Source organism: Bacillus sp. 522_BSPC, from assembly GCF_001076885.1.
Taxonomy (GTDB): Bacteria; Bacillota; Bacilli; order Bacillales; family Cytobacillaceae; genus Niallia; species Niallia hominis.
The window spans coordinates 1-25276 of record NZ_JVDT01000254.1; the positions used below are offsets into that span (position 1 = coordinate 1).

Consider the following 25276-nt stretch of genomic DNA (forward strand, 5'->3'; position numbering starts at 1 on the left):
GTATGAGTAAAATGTTTGTGGGTAGAAAATAATTTACCCTCTGGTTTGGTTGGTGGTCGTTAGACCGCCAACCAAACGCAAGCGCGGTAGTATGAGCAAAAATAAAGAAAAAGGGACTTTCTTTTTGTATAGTAGTGTTTGCGGACAAAACATACAAAAGGAGAAAGTCCCTATGAAACAAAATACCATAAAACTACCTACATTAAAAGAAATAGAAAGTGATTTATTTAAAACATTACAGGAAACTTTTTCGGAAGTTCTCGAGGAGCTGTTAACTGGGTATGACAGAGAAATAGCTGAACAACGAGATAAAGGAAGATATCAACTCAAAGATAAGAGAGCGATTCAGATGGACACCTTATTTGGATCTGTTTCAATTAAGCGAAATTACTATTGGGATCGTATCGGCAACAAATATGTCTATTTATTAGATCAATATTTACAGTTTGAGGGCGGTAAAGGATTTAGTCCAGTTGTGGAAGAAATGGCGATGGAATTGGCGGTTACTGGGCCATCATACAGACATGCATCTTCTACGTTAGAAAAATTACTTGGATACTCTGTAGCTAGTCATGAAGCGATTCGTCAACATTTATTACAAACAGAAGTTGTACCGAGCTTGCCAATCGAACCAAAAAGAAAGGTATTATTTATCGAAGTAGATGGCTTATTTATTAAACGGCAAGGTGGTAAGAAGCGCGGACGAGAAGAAAAGATCGCAGCTATCCATGAAGGTTGGTCTATGAATGGAAAGAGAGCCAGTCTTGTGGGAAAACGGCATTTTATTCATAAAGCAGAAGCACCTTTCTGGGAAGAGTTAGAACAATTTTTAATGGATACGTATCATTACGATCCAACTACTCATCTTTTAGCTATCAATGGGGACGGAGCTAGTTGGATAACTGCGTGCAGAGAGTATTTTCAAAAGAAAGCTTTTTTCACGATAGACAGATTCCACGTAGCTCGAGAAATCCAACGTATTTTTAAAGAACATCCTAGATATAAAGCGATACGAAAAAAGCTAGCTAAGTATGATGGAGAGGGATTATTAGTAGAGTTAAATAGTGCAGTGGCGACCCTGGATACAGAGAAAAAAGAAGAACGATTAGAAGCATTAATTAACCAGCTTTCTCCATATCCCGAGGCACTTGGAGACTATAGAATTTGGTTACAGGAACAAGGAATAGATACGAGTGATATGCGTCCGATGGGCAGCGCAGAAGGAACCATGAGTGTGTTTGCCAAGCGTCTGAAAAACGGAAGGGCATGGAGTGAAAAAGGAATAGATGCATTTATTCGATTCATGGTTGGCTTAAAAGATGGATTAGATATTAAAACACTGATCGGAACAATGACGAAACGATTGGAAGAGAAGGAATCAAATCATATAAAACCAAAATACTACCGTGAAAAACTAACCAAAACAGCAGGACAGGCAACAAGACAAAACATTGCCTATTTGAGTCAAACAACAGGAAAGCCACTATATCATGCGTTAAAAGCATTACAAGGATTTTAAAAAGGATTGTCGACGTTTAACTGTAAACTGTATTCTAAAAGGTTATGGATTTTAACAACATAGAAAACGCAGAGTGGATTGGAGCGAAAGGCACTTGACTCCTGCGGGACATAGAGGAAAGGTCGAGACCCCACAGCCGGAACGGCGAGGAGGCTCGACTTCCTCCCCGCGGAAAGCAAGTGCCTGTAGCGGAAAGGAACGGTCTATTGATCCCAAAAAATTTTACGAAAACAGCCTGACTATAAATAGAGTAAGTATAGAAAGCGTTAACAATAGAGATAGCAAACACACTGAAAAAGAGAGAAATTCCGACGATAAAAAATTTCTCCCACAAATACTTGACTCAAACGATTCTTAAGAAAGAATGGAAATATTCCGATATTCGAACTATAATAGCATAGTAGTTACTAAGAAAGGAGCTAATAGAATAATGAGTAGAATAGCCTATCAAGAAACATGGGATTTAGATGGATTATTTCCTGGAGGAAGCCATTCTCCCAAGTTTAGAGAGCACTTAGCGATATCAATGGATGAAATAGCTAAATTATCATCATATGTACATAAATTTGAGCCATTGAAAGAAGCGATGGACGGCGATGCTTTGCAACAAATTGTGGAACAATTTGAAATTGTTGTAAAAAAAGTAAGACAGGCAGGTGCCTTCGTAAGTTGTTTAGAGGCACAAAATATGGAGGATAAAGAGGCGAGCGCATTAAGAGGGAGAGTAACCGAATTAAGTGCAACCTTTCAAAATGTATTAACTATTCTGGACGGGAAATTATCCTTATATAGTGACATGGAATGGGATTCCTTATTCAAAGGAAATGAATTAGAACAACTTTATTTTGTCCTGTCAGAAAGAAGAACTGCAGCTAATGAGAAATTATCTGAAGCAGAAGAAACGCTTATAAATAAACTAAGTGTTGATGGATATTATGGTTGGGGCCAAATGTATGATACGATTGTTGGAAAAATCCAGATTCCTTTTCAAGAGGAAAAACTATCTATTGGACAAGCTGCAAATAAATTTTCTAGTCCAGATCGTTCGGTTCGTAAAAGGGTGTTTTCAGAATGGGAAAAGGCATGGGATGCTCATGGAGAAGTTCTCGCAAAAACATTAAACCATTTAGCTGGATTTCGATTAAATGTTTATGGAATGAGAGGGTGGAATAACTTTCTAAAAGAACCGTTAGACATGAATCGCATGCAAGAAAAAACACTGCAAGCAATGTGGAGTGCCATTTCTAAAAAGAAACAGCCTTTTGTGCAGTTCTTGGAAAGAAAAGCAAAACTGTTAGGGTTAGAAAAGCTGAGTTGGTATGATCTGGATGCACCGCTAGGTAAGGTAGAAACAAAAATGTCTTATCAGGAGGGTGCTGACTTTATTATTAAGCACTTTGAACAATTCGGAACAGAGATGGCTATTTTTGCAAAAAAGGCATTTGAAGATAGATGGATTGAAGCAGAAGATCGAAAAGGAAAACGACCTGGAGGATTCCATACTTATTTTCCAGAAAGTGCCCAATCACGCATCTTTATGACATATTCTGGTACTCCATCAAATGTCTCAACCTTAGCCCATGAGCTAGGTCATGGTTTTCATACTTTTGCGATGAGAGATATGCATACATTAAATAGGAATTATGCAATGAATGTTGCAGAAACAGCCTCTACATTTGCAGAGATGATTGTTTCAGATGCGGCTGTGAAAGCTGCGTCCACGGAAGAAGAAAAGCTAGTATTACTTGAAGATAAAATACAGCGTTCTATTGCATTATTAATGAATATTCATGCTCGTTTTCTATTCGAAACAAAATATTATGAAGAAAGACAAAACGGACAAGTTTCTAAGGAGCAACTAAACACACTAATGTTGGCTGCGCAAAAAGAAGCATATGGAGATGCTCTATCCGAATATCATCCTTCTTTCTGGGCTTCAAAATTACACTTCTTTATAACAGGGGTACCTTTTTATAATTTTCCTTATACATTTGGTTTTCTATTTTCTCTTGGGATCTATGCAAAAGCATTAGAGGAAGGAAAAGGTTATGAGGATAAGTATATTTCACTATTAAGGGATACAGCAAGTATGACAGTAGAAGAACTGGCTTATAAACATTTACAAGTTGATTTAACAAAAGAAGATTTTTGGAACAGTGCTATTCAGCTTTGTATAAATGATGTAGAAGAATTTTTGGAGCTAACAAATGAATGAATTTGATCTAAGCAAATCAGAATAAGCATTTTCAAAATAAAGAGACCTCATAAATCTAGCTTGGTTATAGCTACTTTATGAGGTCCTAGTTTTTTTTTAAAATAAAATAATGCGTTGTAAGTGTAGTTAAATTTTTCTCCATCTAAAATTTCCAATCATTAATACAGAAAGGATTAGCATGAGGAATAAATAAATATGAAGTGGCAGATATGCGAGCCATAGACAGCTAAAGGTCAGGATACAACCAGCAGCTGTTATTGGTAAGCCTGTAAAATAACCATGACTTTCTGTTATATTAAATCTAGCTAAGCGAAAAGCTCCACACACAATATAAAGGACTGTAAAAAATGATCCTGGTGCTCCAAATTCAAATAGAACTCCTTGATATACTAATAGTGCTGGCGCTAGTCCAAATGAAATAATATCACTCATCGAATCAAGCTGTTTGCCTAGTTCTGATTCAATATTAAATTTTCTTGCTGTCATTCCATCCAGGCGATCTGCTAATGCTGCAATAAAAATTAATAATAGACTTAATTGTAGATGTCCCTTTAAACTATAAATAATTGCCAAAGCACCTAAAGAAATATTTGTTAAAGTTAATACATTAGCTAATTGTGTTTTAATCTTCTTCATCGTTTGTTCTAAGACTTCATGTAAAAACATTTATATTCACTCCCAGTATGAAATGAATTTCATACAACTATTTTTAATATAATCATATATAATTTTAATGTAGTATATGAATATTCGTAAAGAAAAATTTTATTTATTGGAGGATTGCTTCGTTGAAAGAAAGAGTATATCGCCATTGTATCGAACTAACGAATGGAAGATGGAGCTCCGCTTTAATTAAGAAATTTGCCTATTCTAAATGGAGCCGTTATATGATTCCTTCCTTTGCAAAGGTATATCAAATAAATATAGGTGAAATGGAAAAACAGTTAAATGAATACCGTTCATTACATGAATTCTTTATTAGAAAATTAAAAGCTAATAGTCGAAAAATAGATGCCGTTGCAGGAGAGATCATTAGTCCTGTTGATGCAGTGATTGAAGATATTGGAAAAGTAAAGAGCGATCAATCCATTATCGTGAAAGGAAAAACGTATTCTATTTATGATATGCTTGGAGACGAAAAAATAGTTAAAAAATATGTTGGAGGAACTTATCTTATTTTTTATTTAAGTCCAAGTCATTATCATCGAATTCATTGTCCTGCAACAGGTATAGTGATAAAACGTTGGACTCTTGGAAATAAATCGTATCCTGTTAATAAATATGGCTTAAAGTGGGGGAAATCAACTCTATCTCGGAATTATCGGTCTATAACTGAAATTAAGACCGAAGAAGGAACTGGCATTTGTATGGTAAAAGTTGGAGCGATGTTTATTAACTCGATTATACTAAGTCATCATAAAGAGCACTTAGTACAAGGAGAGGAAATGGCTTATTTTTCTTTCGGTTCTACAGTTGTTTTACTATTTGAAAAAAATACTTTTATACAGAAAGACTTTCCTTCTATGCCATATCCGGTTAAAATAGGAGAGGTTATTGGCGAAATGAGAAAAAAAGTATAGACTAATCTTTCAAAATTAATGGCTAAGTATGAGTCACTTTGCTTTTTCTTTGTTACCAAAGTAAGGTGTTTTCTGCTGCCATTTTGTATTTTATATAGATATAGTAACTTTTATGTAGCGTAAATAAAAAAACAGCCTAAATGAAAGGGCTGTTTTAAAGTGTATATATAGTTTTATCATTATTCTTTGTCACTTAATCAAGAGGAAACTTTTATCTTGTTGTTTAAAGAACGTCGGTGAATTTCTGTTTCGATGAGACGAATAAATTCAGGGCTTAAATTAAGTTCCCTAGCTTTATGGTAAGACTCGATCAATAATTCATCTGACAATTTACGCATGCCAGAAACACCTCCACTCAAATCAAAATAAGTACTTCTTTCTAGTAACATATAAATATGTATTACCTGTGATGCCGAAAAAATTTTTTTGTTATTCTATTAAGATGAAAGTAGTCCTTTGAAAATGGGCACCATACATACTGTGCGTATAAATTTGACATAGTTTTTTTTGATAGTAATAATTGCTTGTCCAACAATAGTCATTTAAGATACATTTTGTCATTTCCGGGAAGTTAGCCTTGGAAGTTTACTGGATATTATTCTGTATCCTTACTTTAACAAAAATAAACATAGAGAACAACTGTTCGGTTATCCACAATCATAAGTGGATAACCTGTGATTAATTTGTTGAGAAGTATGTAGACGGCGTGTAAATCAATGGGTATTATGTGCATAATGTTATCCACATATGTTGAAAAATGCGATTTTTGTCGAAAATTATTTTATTATTATCAAAAAAAGAATAGATATTGTATCTTCTTTAAGAAGAAAAACGGTATAATATTACTTTCTTCTACCGTGAAAAATGGTTACCATAAAAAGAGAAGCATATATATTGGTAAAAACATAGATATAAAAGAGACAAGAGGTGTATTTTAAGTGTTTAATCAATTTTTACCTGATCAGTTTGTAAAAAATATATTTGAGATTTCACCCGAAAGCTTAAAAGAAAAAGGAATTAAAGGGATTATCACTGATTTAGATAATACGTTAGTAGAATGGGATCGCCCGCTTGCAACACCGCAAATTATTGAATGGTTTGCAGAAATGAAAAGAAATAATATTAAAGTAACAATTGTTTCTAATAATAAGGAGACGAGGGTTAAGTCATTTTCAGATCCATTGCATATTCCTTTTATTTTTGCTGCGCGCAAACCACTTGGTCGAGCATTTAAAAGAGCAGTAATGCAAATGAATGTAAAAAAAGAAGAGACAGTAGTAATCGGAGACCAAATATTAACAGATGTTCTTGGTGGAAATAGAAGTGGGTTTCATACTATTTTAGTAGTTCCTGTTGCACAAACAGATGGTTTTATGACAAGAATTAATCGGAAAATTGAAAGAAGAATTTTAAATTGGTTTCGTAGAAACGGAAAATTGACTTGGGAGGATTAATAAGTGACAGAAAGAATACATTGTATTGGCTGTGGAGTTGCCATTCAAACGGATAATAAAAATGAATTAGGATATGCCCCTTCTTCTTCACTGGTGAAACAAGAGGTAATTTGTCAAAGATGTTTCCGTTTAAAACATTATAATGAAGTACAGGATGTTTCATTAACAGATGATGACTTTTTAAAGATATTAAATGAGATTGGCAAAAGCGATAGTCTGATTGTTAAATTAGTAGATATATTTGATTTTAATGGAAGCTGGCTACCTGGTCTGCATCGTTTTACCGGGAAAAATAAGGTTTTATTAATTGGAAATAAAGTCGATCTTCTACCTAAATCAGTGAAACAGCAGAAAGTCATTAATTGGATGAAAAAAGAAGCGAAAGATTTAGGATTAAGACCTGAAGATGTGTATCTTGTTAGTGCTGAAAGAGGGAAGAATGTAAAGGAAGTCTTAGAAGCAATTGATTATCACCGTAATGGAAAAAATGTTTATGTAGTTGGCTGTACAAACGTAGGGAAATCAACATTTATTAATCGAATTCTTAAAGAGGTTTCAGGAGAAGAAAATGTAATCACTACTTCCCATTTTCCAGGTACGACACTAGATATCATTGAGATTCCTTTATCAGATGGGAAATTTTTAGTGGATACTCCGGGAATCATCAATCATCATCAAATGGCCCATTTTGTTGACAAAAAGGATTTAAAAGTTATTACTCCAAAGAAGGAAATCAAAGCGAGAATATTTCAATTAAACGACAGACAAACACTTTACTTTGGTGGACTAGCTCGATTTGATTTTGTTAAAGGGGATCGTAATAGCTTTGTTTGTTATTTTTCTAACGAGATAATGATTCATCGAACAAAATTGGAGAATGCAGATGAATTATATAAAAAGCATGCTGGTGAGTTATTAACTCCTCCAAACAGAGAACAGATGGATGAATTTCCCGAATTAGTAAGACACGATTTCTCCATAAAAGAGCCAAAGACGGATATTGTATTTTCGGGCTTAGGCTGGATTACAGTTAATGAACCAAATATTCAAGTATCTGTTTACGTTCCAAAAGGGGTTCATGCCATGCTTCGTAAATCATTGATATAAGGATTAGAAATGTCATAAGGGAAAAGGGAGAGCGGTATGAGGAAGAATTTTGCAGTAATTGGCGATCCAATCGAACATTCCATGTCACCTATTATGCACAATGATCTTTTTCAGTTTTATGGATTAGATGCTGAGATGAAAAAGATACATATAAAAAAGGATTTCCTGCAAAGTGGTTTAAGTGAATTAAGGGACATGAACATGGCAGGCTTTAATGTTACCGTACCACATAAACAAGCTATTATTCCCTTTTTGGATGAACTGGATCCGTTGAGTAAAGCTATTGGTGCTGTAAATACTGTAGTTTGTGAAAATGGTCGATGGATTGGGTATAATACAGATGGAGAAGGATATCTAAAAGGTCTTTTAAAGCAGCTTCCTGATATAAAACAGCGAAGAACCTTAATTATTGGAAGTGGTGGGGCTGCAAGGGGTATTTATTTTACTCTTGCTCATTATGGAGTAGAACAAGTCGATATTTGCAATCGTACCATTTCAAAGGCAAAAGCCTTAAAAGAGGCATGTCCTTATCCAGTAAAAACAAATATAATGGAAATTGCGCTAGCGGAAAAAACGCTTGGAGAATATGGTCTTATTATACAAACAACTTCTATCGGAATGTCACCAAAAATAGATGCTTCTCCCATTCAAATGAGCAATGTGATGGAGGGTGCGTTTGTAAGTGATATAATCTATAATCCATTGGAAACAAAAATATTAAAGGATGCCAAAGCCAAAGGCGCAATAACTCAAAACGGGATTGATATGTTTGTATATCAAGGAGCCCTAGCTTTTGAAAAATGGCAAGGGGTATTTCCAGATACAACTAGAATGAGGCAAAATGTTTTGACACAATTAGGAGGATTAACATGTTAAGAGGTAAGCAGAAAAGATTTTTACGAGCAAAGGCACACCATTTAAGTCCTATATTCCAAGTAGGAAAAGGTGGCGTAAATGATAATATGATTAAGCAAATAAGTGAAGCATTAGAAGTAAGAGAATTATTGAAAATAAGCATTTTACAAAATTGCGATGAAGATAAAGATACCGTTGCAAGTGAATTAGTGAATGGCACGAAAAGTGAGCTAGTTCAAATTATTGGCAATACAATCGTGTTATATAAAGAGTCTAAAGAAAATAAAACGATTAATTTACCATCTTAATTCCGCAGAAGAGGCGATATTTTTGAAAAAAGTAGGGATATTAGGAGGAACGTTTGATCCCCCTCATATTGGTCATCTAATCATTGCGAATGAAGTGCTACATGCAAAAAAATTAGATGAAATATGGTTTATGCCAAACCAAGAACCTCCACATAAAATGAAATCAGGGGACGTAACGAATGCTCATCGAGTGGACATGGTACAGTTATCGATAGAGGCACACACTTCTTTTCGAATCCAAACAATTGAAATGGATAGAGAAGGAAAATCATATACCTTCGATACAATGAAGCTATTAGAAGAAGCTTATCCAGATATTGATTTCTATTTTATAATTGGAGCAGATATGGTAGAATATCTGCCTAAATGGTATAAAATTCAAGAGCTTTTGAAAATGGTACAATTCATTAGTGTAAACCGTCCTAAATATGAACTTGAAACAGATTATCCTGTTCAGTATGTAAAGGTTCCTGATATTAATATTTCCTCTAGCTTAATTCGTGAAAGGGTTAAAGCTGGAGAAACCATTTCATTTTTAGTAAGAGATGCAGTAAAGAGATATATTGAGGAGAATCGATTATATGAAGCGTGAGGAAGCATTACAAATAGTGAAAGAGCAGATAACGGAAAAACGTTATATTCACACAATTGGTGTAATGGAAACAGCTATTAAGTTAGCGACTAAATATGGCGGAAATGTCGAAAAGGCAGAAATGGCAGCGATTTTTCACGATTACGCTAAATTCCGACAGAAGGATGAAATGAAACAGATTATCCTAGAGCAAAATATGGATCCTAATCTTTTATTGTTTCATTCTGAACTTTGGCATGCTCCAGTTGGCGCTTTTCTAGTAGAGAAAGAAGTAGGAATTAACGATAGGGAAATACTAGATGCTATTAGATACCATACTTCGGGGAGACCAGAAATGAGTATGCTAGAAAAAATAGTATACTTGGCTGATTATATGGAACCAGGTAGAGCTTTTCCTGGTGTTGATGAAGTAAGAGAATTAGCAGAACTGGATTTTGAACGTGCATTTTTACAAGCAGTAAAAAACACGATCATGTTTCTCATCCGGAATAATAGAGCAGTATTTCCTTTGAGTTTTGAAACATATAATAGTTATTGTATAAAACATGGAGGTTGATTGAATGGATGAACGTACGTTATTATGGACGGCAGTAAAAGCAGCAGATGCGAAAAGAGCAGAAAATATTGTTGCACTAAATATGAAAGGTATTTCTCTAGTCGCAGATTATTTTGTTATTTGTCATGGTAATTCAGACAAGCAAGTACAAGCAATTGCAAATGAAATTAAAGATAAAGCTAGCGAGCTTGGCATCACGGTTAAACGATTTGAAGGGTATAATGAAGCAAAGTGGATTTTAGTTGACTTAGGTGATATTATCGTTCATGTTTTCCACCGGGATGAAAGAACTTATTATAATTTAGAACGCCTTTGGGGAGACGCGCCAGTTGAAAACATTGAAAGCGTGATTAGTCAATGAGTTATGAGCAGTTTGCCTATCTTTATGATCGACTGATGAATGATGTTCCATACGATAAGTGGATTGAGCTTATAAAAAAAGCAGCAAGCGATTATAAAGTTGATGGAGCAAACCTTCTAGATTTAGCATGTGGAACAGGCGAATTAGCGATTAGATTATCACAGGCTGGTTTTCAAGTAACTGGTGTTGATTTATCAGAGGATATGCTGAGTGTTGCCCAGGCAAAAACGATGGAAGCAGGAGAATCGATTTTTTATCTTGAACAAGATATGTCTCAGTTAGAAGGTTTACCTGTTTTTGATCTTGTTTGTATATGCTGTGATTCCATCAATTATTTACAAACAGAAGAAGAAGTGGTTAATACATTTAACAGTGTTTATGAACATTTGGATGAAAGAGGTCTATTTATATTCGATGTTCATTCTTTGTATAAAATGAATCATTTATTTATTAATCAAACCTATGCTGTCAACGATGAGGACGTAAGCCTTATTTGGCAGTGCTACGAAGGTGACTATCCAAATAGTGTTGAGCATGATTTAAGCTTTTTTCAACTTGACGAAAAAACAGATATGTATTTTCGCTACGATGAACTCCATCTTCAACGAACCTATTCGGTTGAACAGTATAGAGAATGGCTTGAGCAAACTGGTTTTGCTATTCTAAAAGTAGAAGCAGATTTTTCTGATGGTCCAATAGAGGATCATGCAGAAAGAATTTTCTTTTATTGTAAGAAAAAGTGAGAGAGTATCTAAGTTGAAATAATTATTAGAAAATGGAAATGTTCCATAGAGGGATCATTTCCATTTTCTTATGTCCGATTGGAAAATCTTAAAGGCGGATAAAAAAATTTAAATGGAAAGAAGGAATTTACGTTAGTCTTATAGAATGTTTTATTAGCATTAACTATTTTTATGCCCTGAAACAAGATTTTTAAGGGATAGCTGATCATCCTCATATTTTGCATGTGTTGCCTGAAATAACTGGTTAAAAGTATCTCCTAGTTGACGTTCTAATACGTTTATTCCTTCGCCAGTGATACCACCCTTTACACTTACTTTTTCCTGTAAGGTAGGTAAAGTATAATAACCTTTCTTTAATAATTCTCCCAACCCAATAAGCATTTCACTAGCTAATTTAGTTGCTGTTTCTAAATCAATTTCCGTTTCATCCACCGCACCTTCGATAAACTTCCTAGTAAGATAACAAAAAAATGCTGGTCCGCAACTTACTATATCAGAGGCTACCCTCGTAATATTATCTTCAATTTCTAACGGAGTCGAAAACTTTTTATAGAAATTCTCCAGCTGATTTTTCCAAGCTTCTGTACAATTCCTTCCAAAAGAGAACAAAGATACGCCTGCTAATGCTCTATTTGTTATGCTTGGAATTATCCGCGCAACAGAGCAATTAAAGAAAGTTTCAAGCTGGTCAGGGCTAATTGGACTTGTAATGGAAACGACACATTTATCCTTTGTTAAAACAGGAGAAATGTTTTTAGAGACACCATACATATCATGAGGCTTTACACATAAAAAAATAAGATCTGCTTCTTTTGCTATTTCAATAGCATTAGAGCATATATTTATGTTTGGATAATTTTCCTTAATTTCTAATGCTTTGGAAAGTGTTCGATTAAAAATAAATACGTCTTCGGGGGAAATAGCATTTCCATCAATCATCGCTTCTATTAATATTTTCCCCATATTACCTGTACCAATCATTCCAATTTTCATTTTTCCTTCCCCCCCTATAATGAGCGGTTTCTCATATAACGATATGAAGCAAAGATAAAAAATATACCTGAAAGGATGATTAGTTATCATGGACTGGCTTCGAAAAAATAGAAAATTCATTTTTATTGTTTTAGGTTGTTTACTCTTTCTTGTGCTTTATCATTATTCTCCTATCCTTATGCAACCTAATGAGGAAGAAGACTATATTCAGCAAGATGATTTATTTGCAGGTAGCAGTGTGGAGGAAACAGCGATAGATGGTAATAGTGTGGAAGAGGGATTACAAGATAAATTGCTGATTGTAGATGTAAAAGGCGCAGTTAAAAACCCGGGAGTTTATGAAGCAACGGAAGGAGACCGAGTGAATGATATCATAAAAAAAGCAGGAGGGATGTTGGATAAAGGAGAAAAAAATGGGGTGAATTTAGCGATGAAGGTGACAGATGAGATGATTATCTATGTTCCATATATAGGGGAAGAAGATTCTATTATTAGCGAATCTGGAAACCAGACGAGCCTATCCTCAGATGAGGAATTAATAAATATAAATAAGGCTAGTGAAACAGAATTAACTGAATTGCCAGGGGTGGGACCTTCCAAAGCAGCTGCAATCATTGAATATCGTGAACAAAATGGAGGTTTCTCTACAAAAGAGGATATCAAAAACATAAGTGGAATTGGCGAGAAAACATATGAGAAATTAGAAGCATTCATTACCATAAAGTGAAAGACAAATGTTTTACAGAAAATTTAGGTGAGTTATGTCCATGGCTTAGCTTCCTTTTCATAATTGACTCACAACATACTTCTCGATAAACTAAATGAAGAATTAGATTATTGCATTGCATAACTTTGATAATTAATGGGAGTGAATGGGAATTGGATAGAATTTCATGGGATGAGTATTTTATGGCACAAAGTGAATTATTAGCATTAAGAAGCACATGTACAAGATTAGCAGTTGGAGCGACTATCGTACGAGATAAGCGTATTATTGCTGGTGGATATAATGGTAGCATAGCTGGTGGAGTTCATTGTATAGACGAAGGTTGCTATGTCATTGATAATCATTGTGTACGAACCATTCATGCAGAGATGAATGCGATTTTACAATGTGCAAAATTTGGTGTTCCTACAGATGGGGCAGATATATATGTCACTCATTTTCCTTGTCTCCAATGCTGCAAGGCGATTGTACAAGCAGGGATTAAGACAGTGTATTATGCAATAGATTATAAAAATCATCCGTATGCACTTGAGCTGTTTGAACAGGCTAATATTGCAACAGTACAAGTGGAGAGAAATGATTTTGATAAAAAAGAAGAGAAAAAGGCTTTAGTGGAAGCACTTGTTAAGCAATTAAAGGAAAATAATACGGATACTGTTAATGTGGAAACGTTGGAAAAAAGAGCAGAAGAATTATTTTCTATTATCCCTACAGCAAAGACGTCTATTTGATAATTCTTTTCCTTTTCCGATCTACAGCAGTAGATAGGAGCGATTTATGTTTCAAACTAGATTTCTATTCTTCGCCATTTCGGCATTTTTTGGTATTTTATGCTCTTTTTCTCAAACATTATTTTTTTATCTATTATATATTCTTTTTATCCTATGGCTTTATTTGGCTAAAAAAATCACATTAGGATTAAGTGGTTTTCTCATTTGTTTCTTTCTCCTTTTTCTTGTGAGGGGTAGTTATGACAATATAGGAAACCACTCGGAGATAAGCGAAGATGATTCTTCTTTTATCATTACTTTCCTAGAGTCAGCTGATATAGACGGGGATAGGTGGAGGACCGTTGGGCGTGATAAACAAACGAAAGAAAAATTAATCGTTTCCTACAAAATGAATACAGAAAAAGAAAAAAATTTTTTAGAAAGTGAGCGAGTGATTGGGAAAACTTGTATGCTACAGGGGTCATTATCGCTTCCCGCTTCGCAAAGAAACGAGAATGGGTTTGATTATAGACAGTTTCTTAAAAATGATTCAATTTATTGGTTACTTGCAACACAGGATTTAAATTTAACAAACTGTAAGGAAGAAAGTAATCTCCTCTTTTCATTAAAGCAGCTGAGAGAAAAAGGGACTATCTGGATTGCTGAACATTTTTCAGAAACAACCGTACCTATTGCAGAAGCGCTTATTTTTGGCGAACGAGGAATGATGGACGAAAACCTCCAAATTGCGTATCAGCGTTTAGGAATTATCCATCTACTAGCTATTTCTGGCTCCCATGTTGTCGTATTAATAGGGATACTTTATTTTGTGATGATCCGAGCTGGAATTACGAAAGAAAGGGCTAGCACAATTCTTTTACTACTCTTGCCCGTTTATGCTGTATTGACAGGAATAAGTCCATCGGTAGTTAGAGCTGTTTTGACCTCCATGGTACTATTGGCCAAAAATAAATTTCGAATTTTTTCTGGCTTGCCGATGATTGATATAATCAGTGTAGTCTTTTGTTTATGCTTAATTATCGACCCACGGAATCTTTTTAATATTGGTTTTTTGTTAGCCTTTATTGTTTGTTTTTTCCTCATCCTTTCTTCCACTCTAATTAGGTCTTATCATACCTCAACCGTCAAAATGTATTTCTTTACTACTTTTATTTCCGAATATGCAGTAATTCCTGTTATATTGTATTATTTTTATGAAATTCCTACTCTATCTTTAGTAGCGAATCTTATTTATATCCCCTTTTATACAATTATTGTTTTGCCGTATTTAATTAGCCTTTATATTCTCTCTTTTCTATTTCCACAAATATTATCCTTTTTTTCTTTTCCTTTGGATCTTATGTTAATGTTTTCAGATAAACTGGTATTAAAGCTTGCTAGCTATCCTTTTAGTACGCTTGTTCTCGGAAGACCATCTTCTGTTTTGCTTGGCGCTTATATTGTCAGTTTACCGATTTTCTTTTTTTTGTATGAAATTATGCCAAAGAAATCGAGGAATTGGCTCTATATTATCCCTATATTGATTATTAGTTTTCAATACATTGACAATGTTTATTCAGCAAAAGGCGAAATTACTTTTATTGATGTAGGCCAAGGTGACAGTATTCTCATTCAATTGCCATATAATAAGGGGACTTATTTAATTGATACTGGTGGGACGGTAACTTTTCCTATGGAGGAATGGCAAAAACGAAAAGATCCTTTTGAAGTAGGTGCAAAAACAGTAGTTCCTTTTTTGAAAAGTAAAGGGATATCTACGATTGATAAACTAATATTGACACACGGTGATTTAGACCATATTGGAGGAAGTACAGCTGTAATAGAGCAATTAAATGTAAAAGAAATAATGTATCCAAATGTAACGGAAGAATCTTCGATAGAAAAAGAAAGACTATTATCGTTAGCAAAGCAGAAAAAAATTCCGATTCACTTTATTCAAGCAGGGGAAAAATGGACTACTGGGAAGGATGCTTTTTTAGTTTTAGCTCCTTTTGAGACAGAGGATTTAACGAAGAATAATGGTTCGATTGTAATTTATGCAAAGGTTGCCAATAGAACATGGTTATTTACAGGTGATCTAGAAAAGGAAGGAGAAGAAGCGTTAATGCTTAACTATCCGCTTTTAAAGGATATAGATATTTTAAAGGTGGGCCATCATGGAAGCAAAACTTCTTCTACTAGTGAATTTATTGAGCAGCTTAAACCGAAAATTGCTATTATATCAGTTGGGGAAAATAATAGTTATAACCATCCAAGTCAAGAAGTGCTTTCTACTTTAAAAGAAAGTAAAGTCAAAGTATTTAGAACAGATGAAAATGGGGGAATTTCTTTTTATTTTTCCGAAAAAGGTGGAACGTTTCAATTGCAAATTCCATAGAATATAGCAAATGAGAATGGCTAAATCAATAAACAATGTCACTCTAATACCTATCCCACTGTAAGATATGCTTAAGCTCTTTGCACATCGCCAAAACACCTAAGCGCTGCGACTAGATTAAGGAAACACAAAGTGCGATAGCTTTTTTGTGTCTGCTTACGCAAAAGGAGACCTGAAATTTGTTAGCCAGCATATGCTAGATAGCAAATGGACTTTAGAACGTTTCTACTTTCTTACCTGTGAACAAAAAATACTTATAAAAAATGACTTGTTTTGCATTTCCTAAGCTGTCAAGACTTGACACAAATAGATTAAAGCCATTCGAGCACACTATTAATAATACAAGTGCACCGTTACATATGAAGTATCCTAGGCCTTGATATGTAACGTTCATTATAGATTGAAGGAAGGTTTCTCTGAATCCCTTTTTTTGCTACTAGTGACTCTTTGGAAAAGCAAGCAAGCTTTTTTGAAGAAATTTCTTAAGCAAGAGAGGAGTTTTCTCGAGGACCTTCTTTCTGTTAATAAATGAGCTAATTTTTGAAAAAGAGGACAACAAATAGGAGTTTCGTATATAATAATGGTTTAGTAATGGTTTATGCTAAAGAGTTATTTAGGGAATGGGGAGAAGAAATGATCGAAGAATTATGGAAAAAAATTAAACGCAAAGATTTTTCTTTTGTCTATTTATTATACGGACTAGAGTCTTTTCTAATAAACGAAACGAAATATTTATTGTTGCAATCTTTATTAAATGAGGAAGATGAGGATTTTAATTTATCTACATATGATTTGGAGGAAACTCCGGTAGAATTAGCGATAGAGGATGCAGAAACAATTCCTTTTTTTGGCGATAGAAAAGTGATTGTTTTAAATAATCCATTCTTCCTTACGGCTGAAAAAACAAAGTCAAAGGTAGAGCATAATGTAAAGAAATTGGAGGAATATTTGAAACAGCCTTCACCGTTTACTACAATGATATTTATCGCTAGTTACGAAAAGTTAGATGAAAGGAAAAAAATAACAAAACAGTTAAAAACAGCAGCGTCTATTTTGGAAGCCAAAAAATTAAATGAGCAAGAATTGAAGAAATGGCTCAAGCAGCGTGCAGCATATAATCAGGTTGAAATAAATGAAGATGGATTGGATATGATCCTAAGTCTTGCGGGAACAAATTTATCCCTTTTAACATCTGAGATTGATAAAATGGCTTTATATGTACAAGATTCAAAATTAATAACGAAGGAAATTGTCGAGGAATTAGTGGCGAAATCATTGGAGCAAAATATCTTTAGCCTTGTCGATAAAGTAATCTCTAAAAAAATGGATGAAGCCTTACGGATTTATTATGATTTATTAAAGCAAAATGAAGAGCCATTAAAAATACTTTCGATTATTGCAAATCAATTTCGCTTAATCTATCAAGTAAAGGCACTAGCTCAAAAAGGATATGGGCAACAGCAAATTGCCTCTGTTTTAAAAGTCCATCCATTCCGAGTGAAACTAGCCGCAGGACAAGCTCAGCGTTTTACAGAAGAGGAATTAACAAAATGCATCCAACTATTTGCAGAAGGCGATTATCAGTTAAAAACAGGATCCATGCCAAAAAATATGGTGATAGAAATGATTTTATTTCAATTAGGACATGGAATGTAGGAGAGCGGAATTTATAGTGACAAAAACAGTAGGATGAAAAACCCCTCTTACTGTTTTTGTTTATATTTTGATTTACGGGGTTAATATTATAGCTGAATAAATAAAAAGACATAAAAAAGACTATCTAATTGATAGTCTTTTTTTACTCATTATGCGTTTGAAGCATTTTTTCTTTTCGCTAAACGAGATTTTTTACGAGCAGCAGCATTTTTATGAATAAGACCTTTAGCAGCAGCTTTGTCTAATTTACTAGCAGCTTCTACAAAACTTTCATTTGCAGCAGTTGTATCATTAAGAGCAATAGCAGCTTCAGTCTTTTTAACAGCAGTACGCATTGCAGATTTAACTGTAGTGTTTTGAGCATTACGAGCTTCACTAGTTTTTACACGTTTAATAGCAGATTTAATATTTGGCATTTACGTTCACCTCCTAAAAAGAAGCATCAAGTTCATTATTTAAACTCGATATATACATTCCTAAAAAACTTAAAGAACAAGTGATATTTTATCAAACGAGGACTAATAATGCAAGACTTCCTTCTAATTTGGACAATATGAATTTTTTTGGGGAGAAAGGCAATGCTAATAATACTCTTATATTAATTTAATTGGAAGGGGATAACGATGGAGGAAAAACTAGATTTAAGCATGTATTCTATACGGACTGATTTAGCTATTGAGGCAAAGGATTTAGCTTTACATAAACAAGGGCTTGTTCAAAATGAACAGGATCAATCACAGCTTGAAGGGGTTATCATCAAGGAAAAAGAGGAAAATGGCATTAAAATGTCCTATGTGGAAGTAACAGAAAAGGGCGAAGAAATAATAGGGAAAAAACAAGGTAAATATTTAACAATAGAAGTATTAGGAATAAGACAGCAGGATACGAAATTGCAAGAGAAAGTAGAGAAAGTTTTTGCAAGTGAGTTTTCGCAATTTTTAAAGCAGAGCAATATTAAAGAAAATGCATCCTGCTTAGTAGTTGGGCTAGGGAACTGGAATGTTACCCCAGATGCGTTAGGACCTCAGGTTTGTGAAAATATACTTGTAACGAGGCATTTATACGAATTGCAGCCAGAAAGCGTGGAAGAGGGATATCGGCCAGTATCAAGTTTAGCCCCAGGAGTAATGGGTCTTACTGGAATTGAAACGAGCGATATCATTAAAGGAGTAGTAGAGAAAACGAATCCTGATTTTGTTATCGTAATTGATGCACTCGCATCACGTTCAATAGACCGTGTAAATTCTACTATCCAAGTTTCAGATACAGGGATCCATCCAGGGTCTGGCGTAGGAAATAAACGGAAGGAACTGAGTGAAGAAACACTAGGAAGACCAGTGATTGCAATAGGAGTACCGACGGTGGTGGATGCTGTATCTATTACGAGCGATACGATAGATTACATCTTGAAGCATTTTGGAAAAGAACTAAAAGAAGGGAATAGGCCATCAAGAGCGTTAGCACCGGCAGGATTAAGCTTTGGAGAAAAAAGAAAATTAACGGAGGAGGATTTGCCAGAAGAACAGCATCGGAAGACTTTTCTCGGTATTATTGGTACATTGCCTGAAGAGGAAAAGAGAAAGTTAATTTATGAAGTGCTATCGCCAATAGGTCATAATTTAATGGTTACGCCAAAAGAAGTGGATGTCTTTATTGAGGATATGGCTAACTTACTTGCAAATGGATTAAATGCTGCCCTTCATTCAGCCATTAATCAAGAAAATGTTGGTTATAATACTCACTAGTTGACAATAATAGTTCTATCTTTCCTAGTATTTTCATACATTTTAATAGAGTTGCTAGGAAATGATTGCTATTTTTCCATGGAACGAAAGGATGTATCTCTAGGGATGCTCCCTTTCTTTTTAATATATGGAGAATTGCAGACTTGATAATTAGATTAAAGGAGATTGATCAAGTTGAAACTATATACATTAGGTGCTGTCGGAATCGTTTTGTTAATGTTTATATGTGTCTTATTCGGAATGCAGCAAGCAAATAGCGGGATTCACAAAATGAGAGGCTATGATGATCAAGGGCTTCAAAGTGCAGTCTCCGTAAAAAATGAGGATGGAAATGTAGAGGCTTCCGTCCTAGGACAAAACGTTACAAGTCATGATTTAGAACAAAAGAAACAGCAATTAGAAGAAATGAGGGCTTTTAATTTATTGTCAAGTATCGGTAAAGGAGTAGCTGATACCATTTCTTCATTGGCAGAAAAAGGCGTAAGTCTGGTTGGAGATATAATTGAAGAAAAAGAAAACTAGAAAACTGTTTAGTAATTCATTTTACTTTTCGTTGAATCTTATTCTTCACACTGCTATAATCAAAAATAGTGTACATGCGCGATTATTGTAGGAGTGAACTAAATGAACAGAGAAGAGATGCTAAAAAGACAATCAAAAATTAGAAATTTTTCTATTATTGCACATATAGATCATGGGAAATCCACCCTAGCTGATAGAATATTAGAAAAAACAAACGCACTCACTGCACGTGAGATGAAAGATCAGCTATTAGATTCAATGGATTTAGAAAGAGAACGTGGAATCACGATTAAATTAAACTCAGTCCAGCTTAAATATAAGGCAAATGATGGAGAAATCTATACACTTCATTTAATTGATACACCAGGTCACGTGGATTTTACATATGAAGTATCACGTAGTTTGGCTGCATGTGAAGGAGCAGTACTAGTAGTTGATGCTGCACAAGGAATTGAAGCACAAACATTAGCAAATGTTTATTTAGCAATTGATAATGATTTGGAAATTGTTCCGGTTATTAATAAAATTGACCTTCCAAGTGCTGATCCTGAAAGGGTTAGAAATGAAATTGAAGAGGTAATTGGATTAGATGCTTCTGAGGCTGTACTAGCTTCTGCCAAAGCTGGAATAGGGATAGAGGAAATACTAGAACAAGTTGTTGAGAAAGTTCCTGCTCCTGAAGGGGATCCAGAAGCGCCATTAAAAGCACTTATTTTTGACAGCCTATATGATGCATATCGTGGGGTTGTGACGTATATCCGTGTTGTTGATGGTACGGTAAAACCTGGTGACAAAATTAAAATGATGGCAACAGGCAAAGAATTTGAAGTTATTGAGGTGGGAGTATTTACACCGAAAGCTACTCCTACAGATCACTTATCTGTTGGGGATGTAGGTTTCTTAACAGCGGCAATTAAAAATGTTGGGGATACTCGAGTAGGGGATACCATAACTAATGCAAAGAATGGCGCAACAGAAGCATTACCAGGATACCGTAAGTTAAATCCAATGGTTTATTGTGGGTTGTATCCAATAGACAGTGCGAAATTTAATGATTTACGGGAAGCATTAGAAAAATTGGAACTAAATGATTCTGCGTTGCAATTTGAGCCAGAGACATCTCAAGCATTAGGATTTGGTTTCCGTTGTGGTTTCCTTGGCCTTCTTCATATGGAGATTATCCAAGAACGGATTGAGCGAGAATTTAAAATTGACTTGATTACAACAGCACCAAGTGTTATCTACGATGTTATTTTGACAGATGGAACTGAAATCAAGGTAGACAATCCGTCGGCAATGCCAGATCCTCAAAAAATCGAACGCATTGAAGAACCTTTTGTTAAAGCAACAATGATGGCTCCTAATGAATATGTCGGTGCGATCATGGAATTATGTCAACTAAAACGTGGTGTATTCATTGATATGCAATATATGGATGAAACTCGTGTCAAAATTACGTATGAAATCCCATTGTCGGAAATTGTGTATGATTTCTTTGACCAATTGAAATCAAACACAAGAGGTTATGCATCCTTTGATTATGAGTTGATTGGATACAAAACTTCTACACTTGTGAAGATGGATATTTTATTAAATGCAGAACAAGTGGATGCCCTCAGTTTTATTGTTCATAAAGATTTTGCCTATGAAAGAGGGAAAGTAATTGTAGAGAAATTAAAGGAACTTATTCCACGCCAGCAGTTTGAGGTTCCGATCCAAGCGGCAATTGGTCAAAAGATAGTTGCCCGTTCTACCATTAAAGCGATGCGGAAAAACGTATTGGCTAAATGTTACGGTGGCGATATTTCTCGTAAACGTAAATTGTTAGAGAAGCAAAAGGAAGGGAAAAAACGAATGAAGCAAGTTGGTTCCGTTGAAGTACCGCAAGAAGCTTTTATGGCCGTGTTACGGATGGATGATAATAATACAAAAAAATAAAATACAGTTGATGAGCCGAAAGTAGCATGGATGACAGCTAGTGCAGGAAACTTGCTATTAAGTGCATTGACTGCTATAAGTAAAGGGGGTAGGTGCTAAAGATAAAGATAGCATCAACCTCTTTTCTTATTTTACCAATGAAACAGGGATTGTGGTCTCCCTGTTTAGTAATAGAGTTGATTAAATTAAAGGTTGTGAAAAATTGATACAAGCAGCATATATTCATATTCCATTTTGTGAGCATATTTGTCACTACTGTGATTTTAATAAAGTATTTTTAAAAGGACAGCCGGTAGATGAATACTTAGATTCATTGGAGAAAGAAATAAAGTTAACCATTGATAAGTATGGGGAACAAACGCTTTCTACCATTTTTGTTGGGGGAGGTACACCGACAAGCTTATCTGCCTCGCAGCTAGAAAGACTTTGTGGAATCATTAATACAGAACTACAGCAGCATCAGGGGATCGAATATACTTTTGAAGCGAATCCTGGTGATTTAACAGAAGATAAATTAAAAGCTCTTTATGAAGGGGGTGTCAATCGTCTAAGCTTTGGTGTTCAGTCTTTTAATAATGAGCTATTACAAAGGATTGGCAGAACACATAAGGCGGAAGACGTTTTTTCATCCATTGAGGCTGCCAAAAAGATTGGATTTAACAATATTAGTGTGGATTTAATTTATAGTTTGCCAGGGCAAACACTGGAAGATTTCAAAGATACATTAAAGACTGCATTTTCATTGGATATCCAGCATTATTCAGGCTACTCTCTTATTATAGAGCCAAAAACCGTTTTTTATAACCTGATGAGAAAGGGTAAACTACCAACACCTGGTGAAGATGTGGAAGCAAGCATGTATGGGGTGTTAATGGAAGAGATGACAAGTCATGGTTTTCAGCAATATGAAATTAGTAATTTTGCCAAGCCTGGGTTTAAAAGTAGACATAATCTAACCTACTGGAATAATGAGCAATACTTTGGGTTTGGAGCTGGCTCACATGGGTATATTGCTGGAAACCGCTACTCTAATTATGGTCCTTTGAAAAAATATATGCAGCCATTAGAACAAGGGGAATTTCCTATTATGCATGAACAGAAGGTATCCCTTGTTGAACAAATGGAGGAAGAATTATTTCTCGGATTAAGAAAAAACCAAGGGGTAAGTTTAACATCCTTTGAAAAAAAATATAATAATACTGTCTTACAACTTTTTGAGAAAGAAATAAAGGGGCTATTGGATCGAGGACTAATCAAAATTCAGGGCGAATATTTGAAATTGACCGATAAAGGAAGATTCTTAGGTAATGAAGTGTTTCAATCGTTTATTGGAGTTCTCTAATAACAGGAGAAGTATTCGCTTCTTTTAAACATTTTAAAGGCTAAGAAAGAAAACTTTTCTTCTGTTGTGATTAGTTGGAAGGGAAAAGGGAAAAATTTCTTGTAGAAATCAGAAGCAAATTATTGACACAGCCCCTTTGTTTTTGCTACTTTATATATAGATTTAGCACTCGCTAACAAAGAGTGCTAACAGAGGTGATTAATGTGTTAACTGATCGTCAATTATTAATATTACAGGTGATTATTGATGATTTTATTTCAACAGCACAACCTGTGGGTTCACGGAGTTTATCAAAGAAAGAAAATATTACGTTTAGCTCCGCTACCATTCGTAATGAAATGGCAGATTTAGAAGAATCCGGGTTTATCGAAAAAACGCACTCTTCTTCTGGTCGAGTACCTTCAGAAAAGGGATATCGTTTTTATGTTGATCATCTTTTATCGCCACAGAAATTAAAGCGTTCAGAAATTTTGAGAATTAACTCACTTTTTGCAGAAAAAATATACGAATTAGAAAATATTGTACAAAAATCCGCAAAAATATTGTCTGATTTAACAAATTATACTACTATTGTCCTTGGGCCTGCCGTTAAGGAAAACAAATTGAAGAAAATTCAAATTGTTCCTTTAAATACGAATACGGCCATTGCCATTATTGTGACAGACTCAGGACATGTAGAAAACAGAATGTTTCATTTACCTGAATCTATCCATGCTGGTGAAATTGAGAAGCTGGTAAATATCTTGAATGAACGTTTAACGGGCGTATCTATTGATAAGCTTCATAACAAGATTTATAAAGAAGTTGCTTCCTTGTTGAAACAGCATATTAGCAATTATGAGTATTTAATCAACTCACTTTCAGAAACGGTAAAAATTGAAACACATGAAAAATTGTTTTTTGGCGGAAAAACCAATATTTTAAGTCAACCAGAATTTCATGATATTGCTAAGATAAGAAATTTGTTGAATATGATTGAAAAAGAGGATGGAATCCCAGAGCTTATTCGCAATAATTCCTCTGATATAAGCATTAAAATTGGTAGAGAAAATAATAATATCGCTATGGAAAACTGCAGTATTATCTCTGCTTCTTACAGTATAGGGAATGAGCAAATTGGATCAATCGCCATTCTTGGTCCTACAAGAATGGAATATTCAAGAGTTGTTAGCTTATTAAATATTTTATCGAATGACCTGACAAAAGTACTTACTAATTTGTATCAAAAATAACTACTGTGGAATATTTAAAGTGTAGAAATTAGGATAACTAACCTATTAACTTATTGGCAACTGTGCCAATCTGTACGGGTTTCATTTGAATAATTATTCCTTTAAGGGAGGTGAACAAGTTGGCAGATGAAAAAACAACAAATAGTGCAGAGATGGAACAACAAGAAAATGTCCAAGTAGAAGAAACTGTTGAAGAAGTATTTGAAGAGGCTGAAGCAACTCCTTCCAATGAGGAAAATGCAGTTGAGGAAGAACTAAAGGCAGCAAATGAAAAAATTGCTGTGCTAGAAGCTAAGTTAGAAGAAGAAACTAATCGCTATCTTCGCCTGCAGGCTGATTTTGATAATTCACGTCGCAGATCAAGGCTTGACATGGAAGCGGCTCAAACATATAGAGCACAAAGTCTAGTAATGGACTTATTACCAAGCATCGATAATTTGGAAAGAGCATTGAAAATTGAAGCCGTTGATGAACAAACACAGAGTTTATATACTGGTGTGGAGATGGTTTATCGTGGAATTATTGAGGCTCTTAAAAAAGAAGGTGTAGAAGCTATTGAAGCGGTTGGAACAGAATTTGATCCCCACCTTCATCAAGCAGTTATGCAAGAGGAAGTAGAGGGAACGGAATCTAATATCGTGGTAGAAGAGTTTCAAAAAGGGTATAAGTTAAAAGACAGAGTGATTCGTCCTGCAATGGTTAAAGTAAGTCAATAAGCATTAC

The 25276-nt window shown here is 34.7% G+C and carries 25 protein-coding genes; 21 read left to right on the forward strand and 4 right to left on the reverse strand.

The genetic code is table 11. The annotated features are described in order from the left end of the window. Positions 1-172 precede the first annotated feature (172 nt). On the forward strand, positions 173-1519 hold the full coding sequence (locus tag ADJ83_RS21080) for an ISLre2 family transposase (RefSeq protein ID WP_048717475.1): 1347 nt from the start codon (positions 173-175) through the stop codon (positions 1517-1519). Positions 1520-1949: 430 nt separating this feature from the next. Next, entirely contained in the window at positions 1950-3734 is a 1785-nt protein-coding gene (locus ADJ83_RS21090; protein WP_031536565.1) for a M3 family oligoendopeptidase, read from the forward strand. A gap of 126 nt (positions 3735-3860) precedes the next feature. Here the strand turns inward: ADJ83_RS21090 and pssA are convergent, their stop codons facing one another. Next, complete coding sequence (gene pssA / locus ADJ83_RS21095; RefSeq protein WP_031536566.1) at positions 3861-4400, reverse strand: CDP-diacylglycerol--serine O-phosphatidyltransferase; 540 nt, start codon at positions 4398-4400, stop codon at positions 3861-3863. 122 nt (positions 4401-4522) lie between these two features. On the opposite strand from pssA, the gene ADJ83_RS21100 reads away from it, so the two are divergent. Continuing rightward, the gene (locus ADJ83_RS21100; RefSeq protein WP_031536567.1) at positions 4523-5314 is read left to right on the forward strand and encodes a phosphatidylserine decarboxylase; all 792 of its coding nucleotides are present in this window, start codon (positions 4523-4525) and stop codon (positions 5312-5314) included. Between the two features lie 197 nt (positions 5315-5511). On the opposite strand, the gene ADJ83_RS21105 is transcribed toward ADJ83_RS21100, so the two are convergent. Further along, the gene (locus ADJ83_RS21105; protein WP_048719030.1) at positions 5512-5652 is read right to left on the reverse strand and encodes a sporulation histidine kinase inhibitor Sda; all 141 of its coding nucleotides are present in this window, start codon (positions 5650-5652) and stop codon (positions 5512-5514) included. 600 nt (positions 5653-6252) lie between these two features. Here ADJ83_RS21105 and ADJ83_RS21110 point away from each other — a divergent pair. The 8 genes from ADJ83_RS21110 to ADJ83_RS21145 are packed head-to-tail and all read left to right on the forward strand — an operon-like array spanning position 6253 to position 11290. Continuing rightward, the gene (locus ADJ83_RS21110) at positions 6253-6768 is read left to right on the forward strand and encodes a YqeG family HAD IIIA-type phosphatase (RefSeq protein WP_031536568.1); all 516 of its coding nucleotides are present in this window, start codon (positions 6253-6255) and stop codon (positions 6766-6768) included. Positions 6769-6771: 3 nt separating this feature from the next. Beyond that, the gene (yqeH, locus tag ADJ83_RS21115; protein WP_031536569.1) at positions 6772-7875 is read left to right on the forward strand and encodes a ribosome biogenesis GTPase YqeH; all 1104 of its coding nucleotides are present in this window, start codon (positions 6772-6774) and stop codon (positions 7873-7875) included. A gap of 36 nt (positions 7876-7911) precedes the next feature. Beyond that, positions 7912-8751 (forward strand): shikimate dehydrogenase, encoded by an 840-nt coding sequence (aroE, locus tag ADJ83_RS21120; protein ID WP_031536570.1) that lies wholly within the window; start codon positions 7912-7914, stop codon positions 8749-8751. After that, positions 8745-9038 carry a ribosome assembly RNA-binding protein YhbY gene (yhbY, locus tag ADJ83_RS21125; protein ID WP_016202941.1) on the forward strand — a complete coding sequence of 98 codons (294 nt, stop codon included), beginning with the start codon at positions 8745-8747 and terminating at the stop codon, positions 9036-9038. Before aroE ends, yhbY begins: the two co-directional genes overlap by 7 nt. 22 nt (positions 9039-9060) lie before the next feature. Beyond that, positions 9061-9630 carry a nicotinate-nucleotide adenylyltransferase gene (locus tag ADJ83_RS21130; RefSeq protein WP_031536571.1) on the forward strand — a complete coding sequence of 190 codons (570 nt, stop codon included), beginning with the start codon at positions 9061-9063 and terminating at the stop codon, positions 9628-9630. Then, positions 9620-10186 carry a bis(5'-nucleosyl)-tetraphosphatase (symmetrical) YqeK gene (yqeK, locus tag ADJ83_RS21135; RefSeq protein ID WP_031536572.1) on the forward strand — a complete coding sequence of 189 codons (567 nt, stop codon included), beginning with the start codon at positions 9620-9622 and terminating at the stop codon, positions 10184-10186. Before ADJ83_RS21130 ends, yqeK begins: the two co-directional genes overlap by 11 nt. Positions 10187-10190: 4 nt before the next feature. Continuing rightward, on the forward strand, positions 10191-10547 hold the full coding sequence (gene rsfS / locus ADJ83_RS21140; RefSeq protein ID WP_031536573.1) for a ribosome silencing factor: 357 nt from the start codon (positions 10191-10193) through the stop codon (positions 10545-10547). After that, the gene (locus tag ADJ83_RS21145) at positions 10544-11290 is read left to right on the forward strand and encodes a class I SAM-dependent methyltransferase (RefSeq protein ID WP_031536574.1); all 747 of its coding nucleotides are present in this window, start codon (positions 10544-10546) and stop codon (positions 11288-11290) included. The genes rsfS and ADJ83_RS21145 overlap by 4 nt, the downstream gene beginning before the upstream one ends. A gap of 159 nt (positions 11291-11449) precedes the next feature. Here the strand turns inward: ADJ83_RS21145 and comER are convergent, their stop codons facing one another. Beyond that, complete coding sequence (gene comER / locus ADJ83_RS21150) at positions 11450-12283, reverse strand: late competence protein ComER (protein WP_031536575.1); 834 nt, start codon at positions 12281-12283, stop codon at positions 11450-11452. A gap of 88 nt (positions 12284-12371) precedes the next feature. Here comER and ADJ83_RS21155 point away from each other — a divergent pair, with 88 nt between their 5' ends. The 4 genes from ADJ83_RS21155 to holA all read left to right on the forward strand — a co-directional run bounded on the left by ADJ83_RS21155 (position 12372) and on the right by holA (position 17774). Further along, the gene (locus ADJ83_RS21155) at positions 12372-13010 is read left to right on the forward strand and encodes a helix-hairpin-helix domain-containing protein (protein ID WP_031536577.1); all 639 of its coding nucleotides are present in this window, start codon (positions 12372-12374) and stop codon (positions 13008-13010) included. 152 nt (positions 13011-13162) lie between these two features. Continuing rightward, positions 13163-13741: a ComE operon protein 2 gene (locus ADJ83_RS21160; protein ID WP_031536578.1), complete on the forward strand. Its 579-nt coding sequence runs from the start codon at positions 13163-13165 to the stop codon at positions 13739-13741. Positions 13742-13787: 46 nt separating this feature from the next. Then, entirely contained in the window at positions 13788-16118 is a 2331-nt protein-coding gene (locus ADJ83_RS21165; protein ID WP_031536579.1) for a DNA internalization-related competence protein ComEC/Rec2, read from the forward strand. Positions 16119-16751: 633 nt separating this feature from the next. Continuing rightward, entirely contained in the window at positions 16752-17774 is a 1023-nt protein-coding gene (holA, locus tag ADJ83_RS21170; protein ID WP_031536580.1) for a DNA polymerase III subunit delta, read from the forward strand. A 149-nt stretch (positions 17775-17923) separates the two neighbouring features. Here the strand turns inward: holA and rpsT are convergent, their stop codons facing one another. Beyond that, a complete protein-coding gene (rpsT, locus tag ADJ83_RS21175; protein WP_031536581.1) occupies positions 17924-18190 on the reverse strand; it encodes a 30S ribosomal protein S20 in 267 nt (88 codons plus the stop codon). Between the two features lie 207 nt (positions 18191-18397). On the opposite strand from rpsT, the gene gpr reads away from it, so the two are divergent. From gpr to grpE, 6 genes are all read left to right on the forward strand, one after another. Then, entirely contained in the window at positions 18398-19519 is a 1122-nt protein-coding gene (gene gpr, locus ADJ83_RS21180) for a GPR endopeptidase (RefSeq protein ID WP_031536582.1), read from the forward strand. Positions 19520-19693: 174 nt separating this feature from the next. Then, the gene (locus tag ADJ83_RS21185; RefSeq protein WP_031536583.1) at positions 19694-20041 is read left to right on the forward strand and encodes a YqxA family protein; all 348 of its coding nucleotides are present in this window, start codon (positions 19694-19696) and stop codon (positions 20039-20041) included. A 102-nt stretch (positions 20042-20143) separates the two neighbouring features. Next, positions 20144-21979: a translation elongation factor 4 gene (gene lepA / locus ADJ83_RS21190; RefSeq protein ID WP_031536584.1), complete on the forward strand. Its 1836-nt coding sequence runs from the start codon at positions 20144-20146 to the stop codon at positions 21977-21979. Positions 21980-22181: 202 nt separating this feature from the next. Next, a complete protein-coding gene (gene hemW / locus ADJ83_RS21195; RefSeq protein ID WP_031536585.1) occupies positions 22182-23321 on the forward strand; it encodes a radical SAM family heme chaperone HemW in 1140 nt (379 codons plus the stop codon). Between the two features lie 203 nt (positions 23322-23524). Beyond that, positions 23525-24553: a heat-inducible transcriptional repressor HrcA gene (gene hrcA, locus ADJ83_RS21200; protein ID WP_031536586.1), complete on the forward strand. Its 1029-nt coding sequence runs from the start codon at positions 23525-23527 to the stop codon at positions 24551-24553. A gap of 119 nt (positions 24554-24672) precedes the next feature. Continuing rightward, a complete protein-coding gene (grpE, locus tag ADJ83_RS21205; protein ID WP_031536587.1) occupies positions 24673-25269 on the forward strand; it encodes a nucleotide exchange factor GrpE in 597 nt (198 codons plus the stop codon). Positions 25270-25276 lie beyond the last annotated feature (7 nt).

Bases quoted from the DNA above. Each gene is read 5' to 3' on its own strand.
- ADJ83_RS21080 (WP_048717475.1), top strand. From the start codon at position 173: ATGAAACAAAATACCATAAAACTACCTACATTAAAAGAAATAGAAAGT.
- ADJ83_RS21090 (WP_031536565.1), top strand. From the start codon at position 1,950: ATGAGTAGAATAGCCTATCAAGAAACATGGGATTTAGATGGATTATTT.
- pssA (WP_031536566.1), bottom strand. From the start codon at position 4,400: ATGTTTTTACATGAAGTCTTAGAACAAACGATGAAGAAGATTAAAACA.
- ADJ83_RS21105 (WP_048719030.1), bottom strand. From the start codon at position 5,652: ATGCGTAAATTGTCAGATGAATTATTGATCGAGTCTTACCATAAAGCT.
- aroE (WP_031536570.1), top strand. From the start codon at position 7,912: ATGAGGAAGAATTTTGCAGTAATTGGCGATCCAATCGAACATTCCATG.
- yhbY (WP_016202941.1), top strand. From the start codon at position 8,745: ATGTTAAGAGGTAAGCAGAAAAGATTTTTACGAGCAAAGGCACACCAT.
- yqeK (WP_031536572.1), top strand. From the start codon at position 9,620: ATGAAGCGTGAGGAAGCATTACAAATAGTGAAAGAGCAGATAACGGAA.
- rsfS (WP_031536573.1), top strand. From the start codon at position 10,191: ATGGATGAACGTACGTTATTATGGACGGCAGTAAAAGCAGCAGATGCG.
- ADJ83_RS21145 (WP_031536574.1), top strand. From the start codon at position 10,544: ATGAGTTATGAGCAGTTTGCCTATCTTTATGATCGACTGATGAATGAT.
- comER (WP_031536575.1), bottom strand. From the start codon at position 12,283: ATGAAAATTGGAATGATTGGTACAGGTAATATGGGGAAAATATTAATA.
- ADJ83_RS21155 (WP_031536577.1), top strand. From the start codon at position 12,372: ATGGACTGGCTTCGAAAAAATAGAAAATTCATTTTTATTGTTTTAGGT.
- ADJ83_RS21165 (WP_031536579.1), top strand. From the start codon at position 13,788: ATGTTTCAAACTAGATTTCTATTCTTCGCCATTTCGGCATTTTTTGGT.
- holA (WP_031536580.1), top strand. From the start codon at position 16,752: ATGATCGAAGAATTATGGAAAAAAATTAAACGCAAAGATTTTTCTTTT.
- rpsT (WP_031536581.1), bottom strand. From the start codon at position 18,190: ATGCCAAATATTAAATCTGCTATTAAACGTGTAAAAACTAGTGAAGCT.
- gpr (WP_031536582.1), top strand. From the start codon at position 18,398: ATGGAGGAAAAACTAGATTTAAGCATGTATTCTATACGGACTGATTTA.
- lepA (WP_031536584.1), top strand. From the start codon at position 20,144: ATGAACAGAGAAGAGATGCTAAAAAGACAATCAAAAATTAGAAATTTT.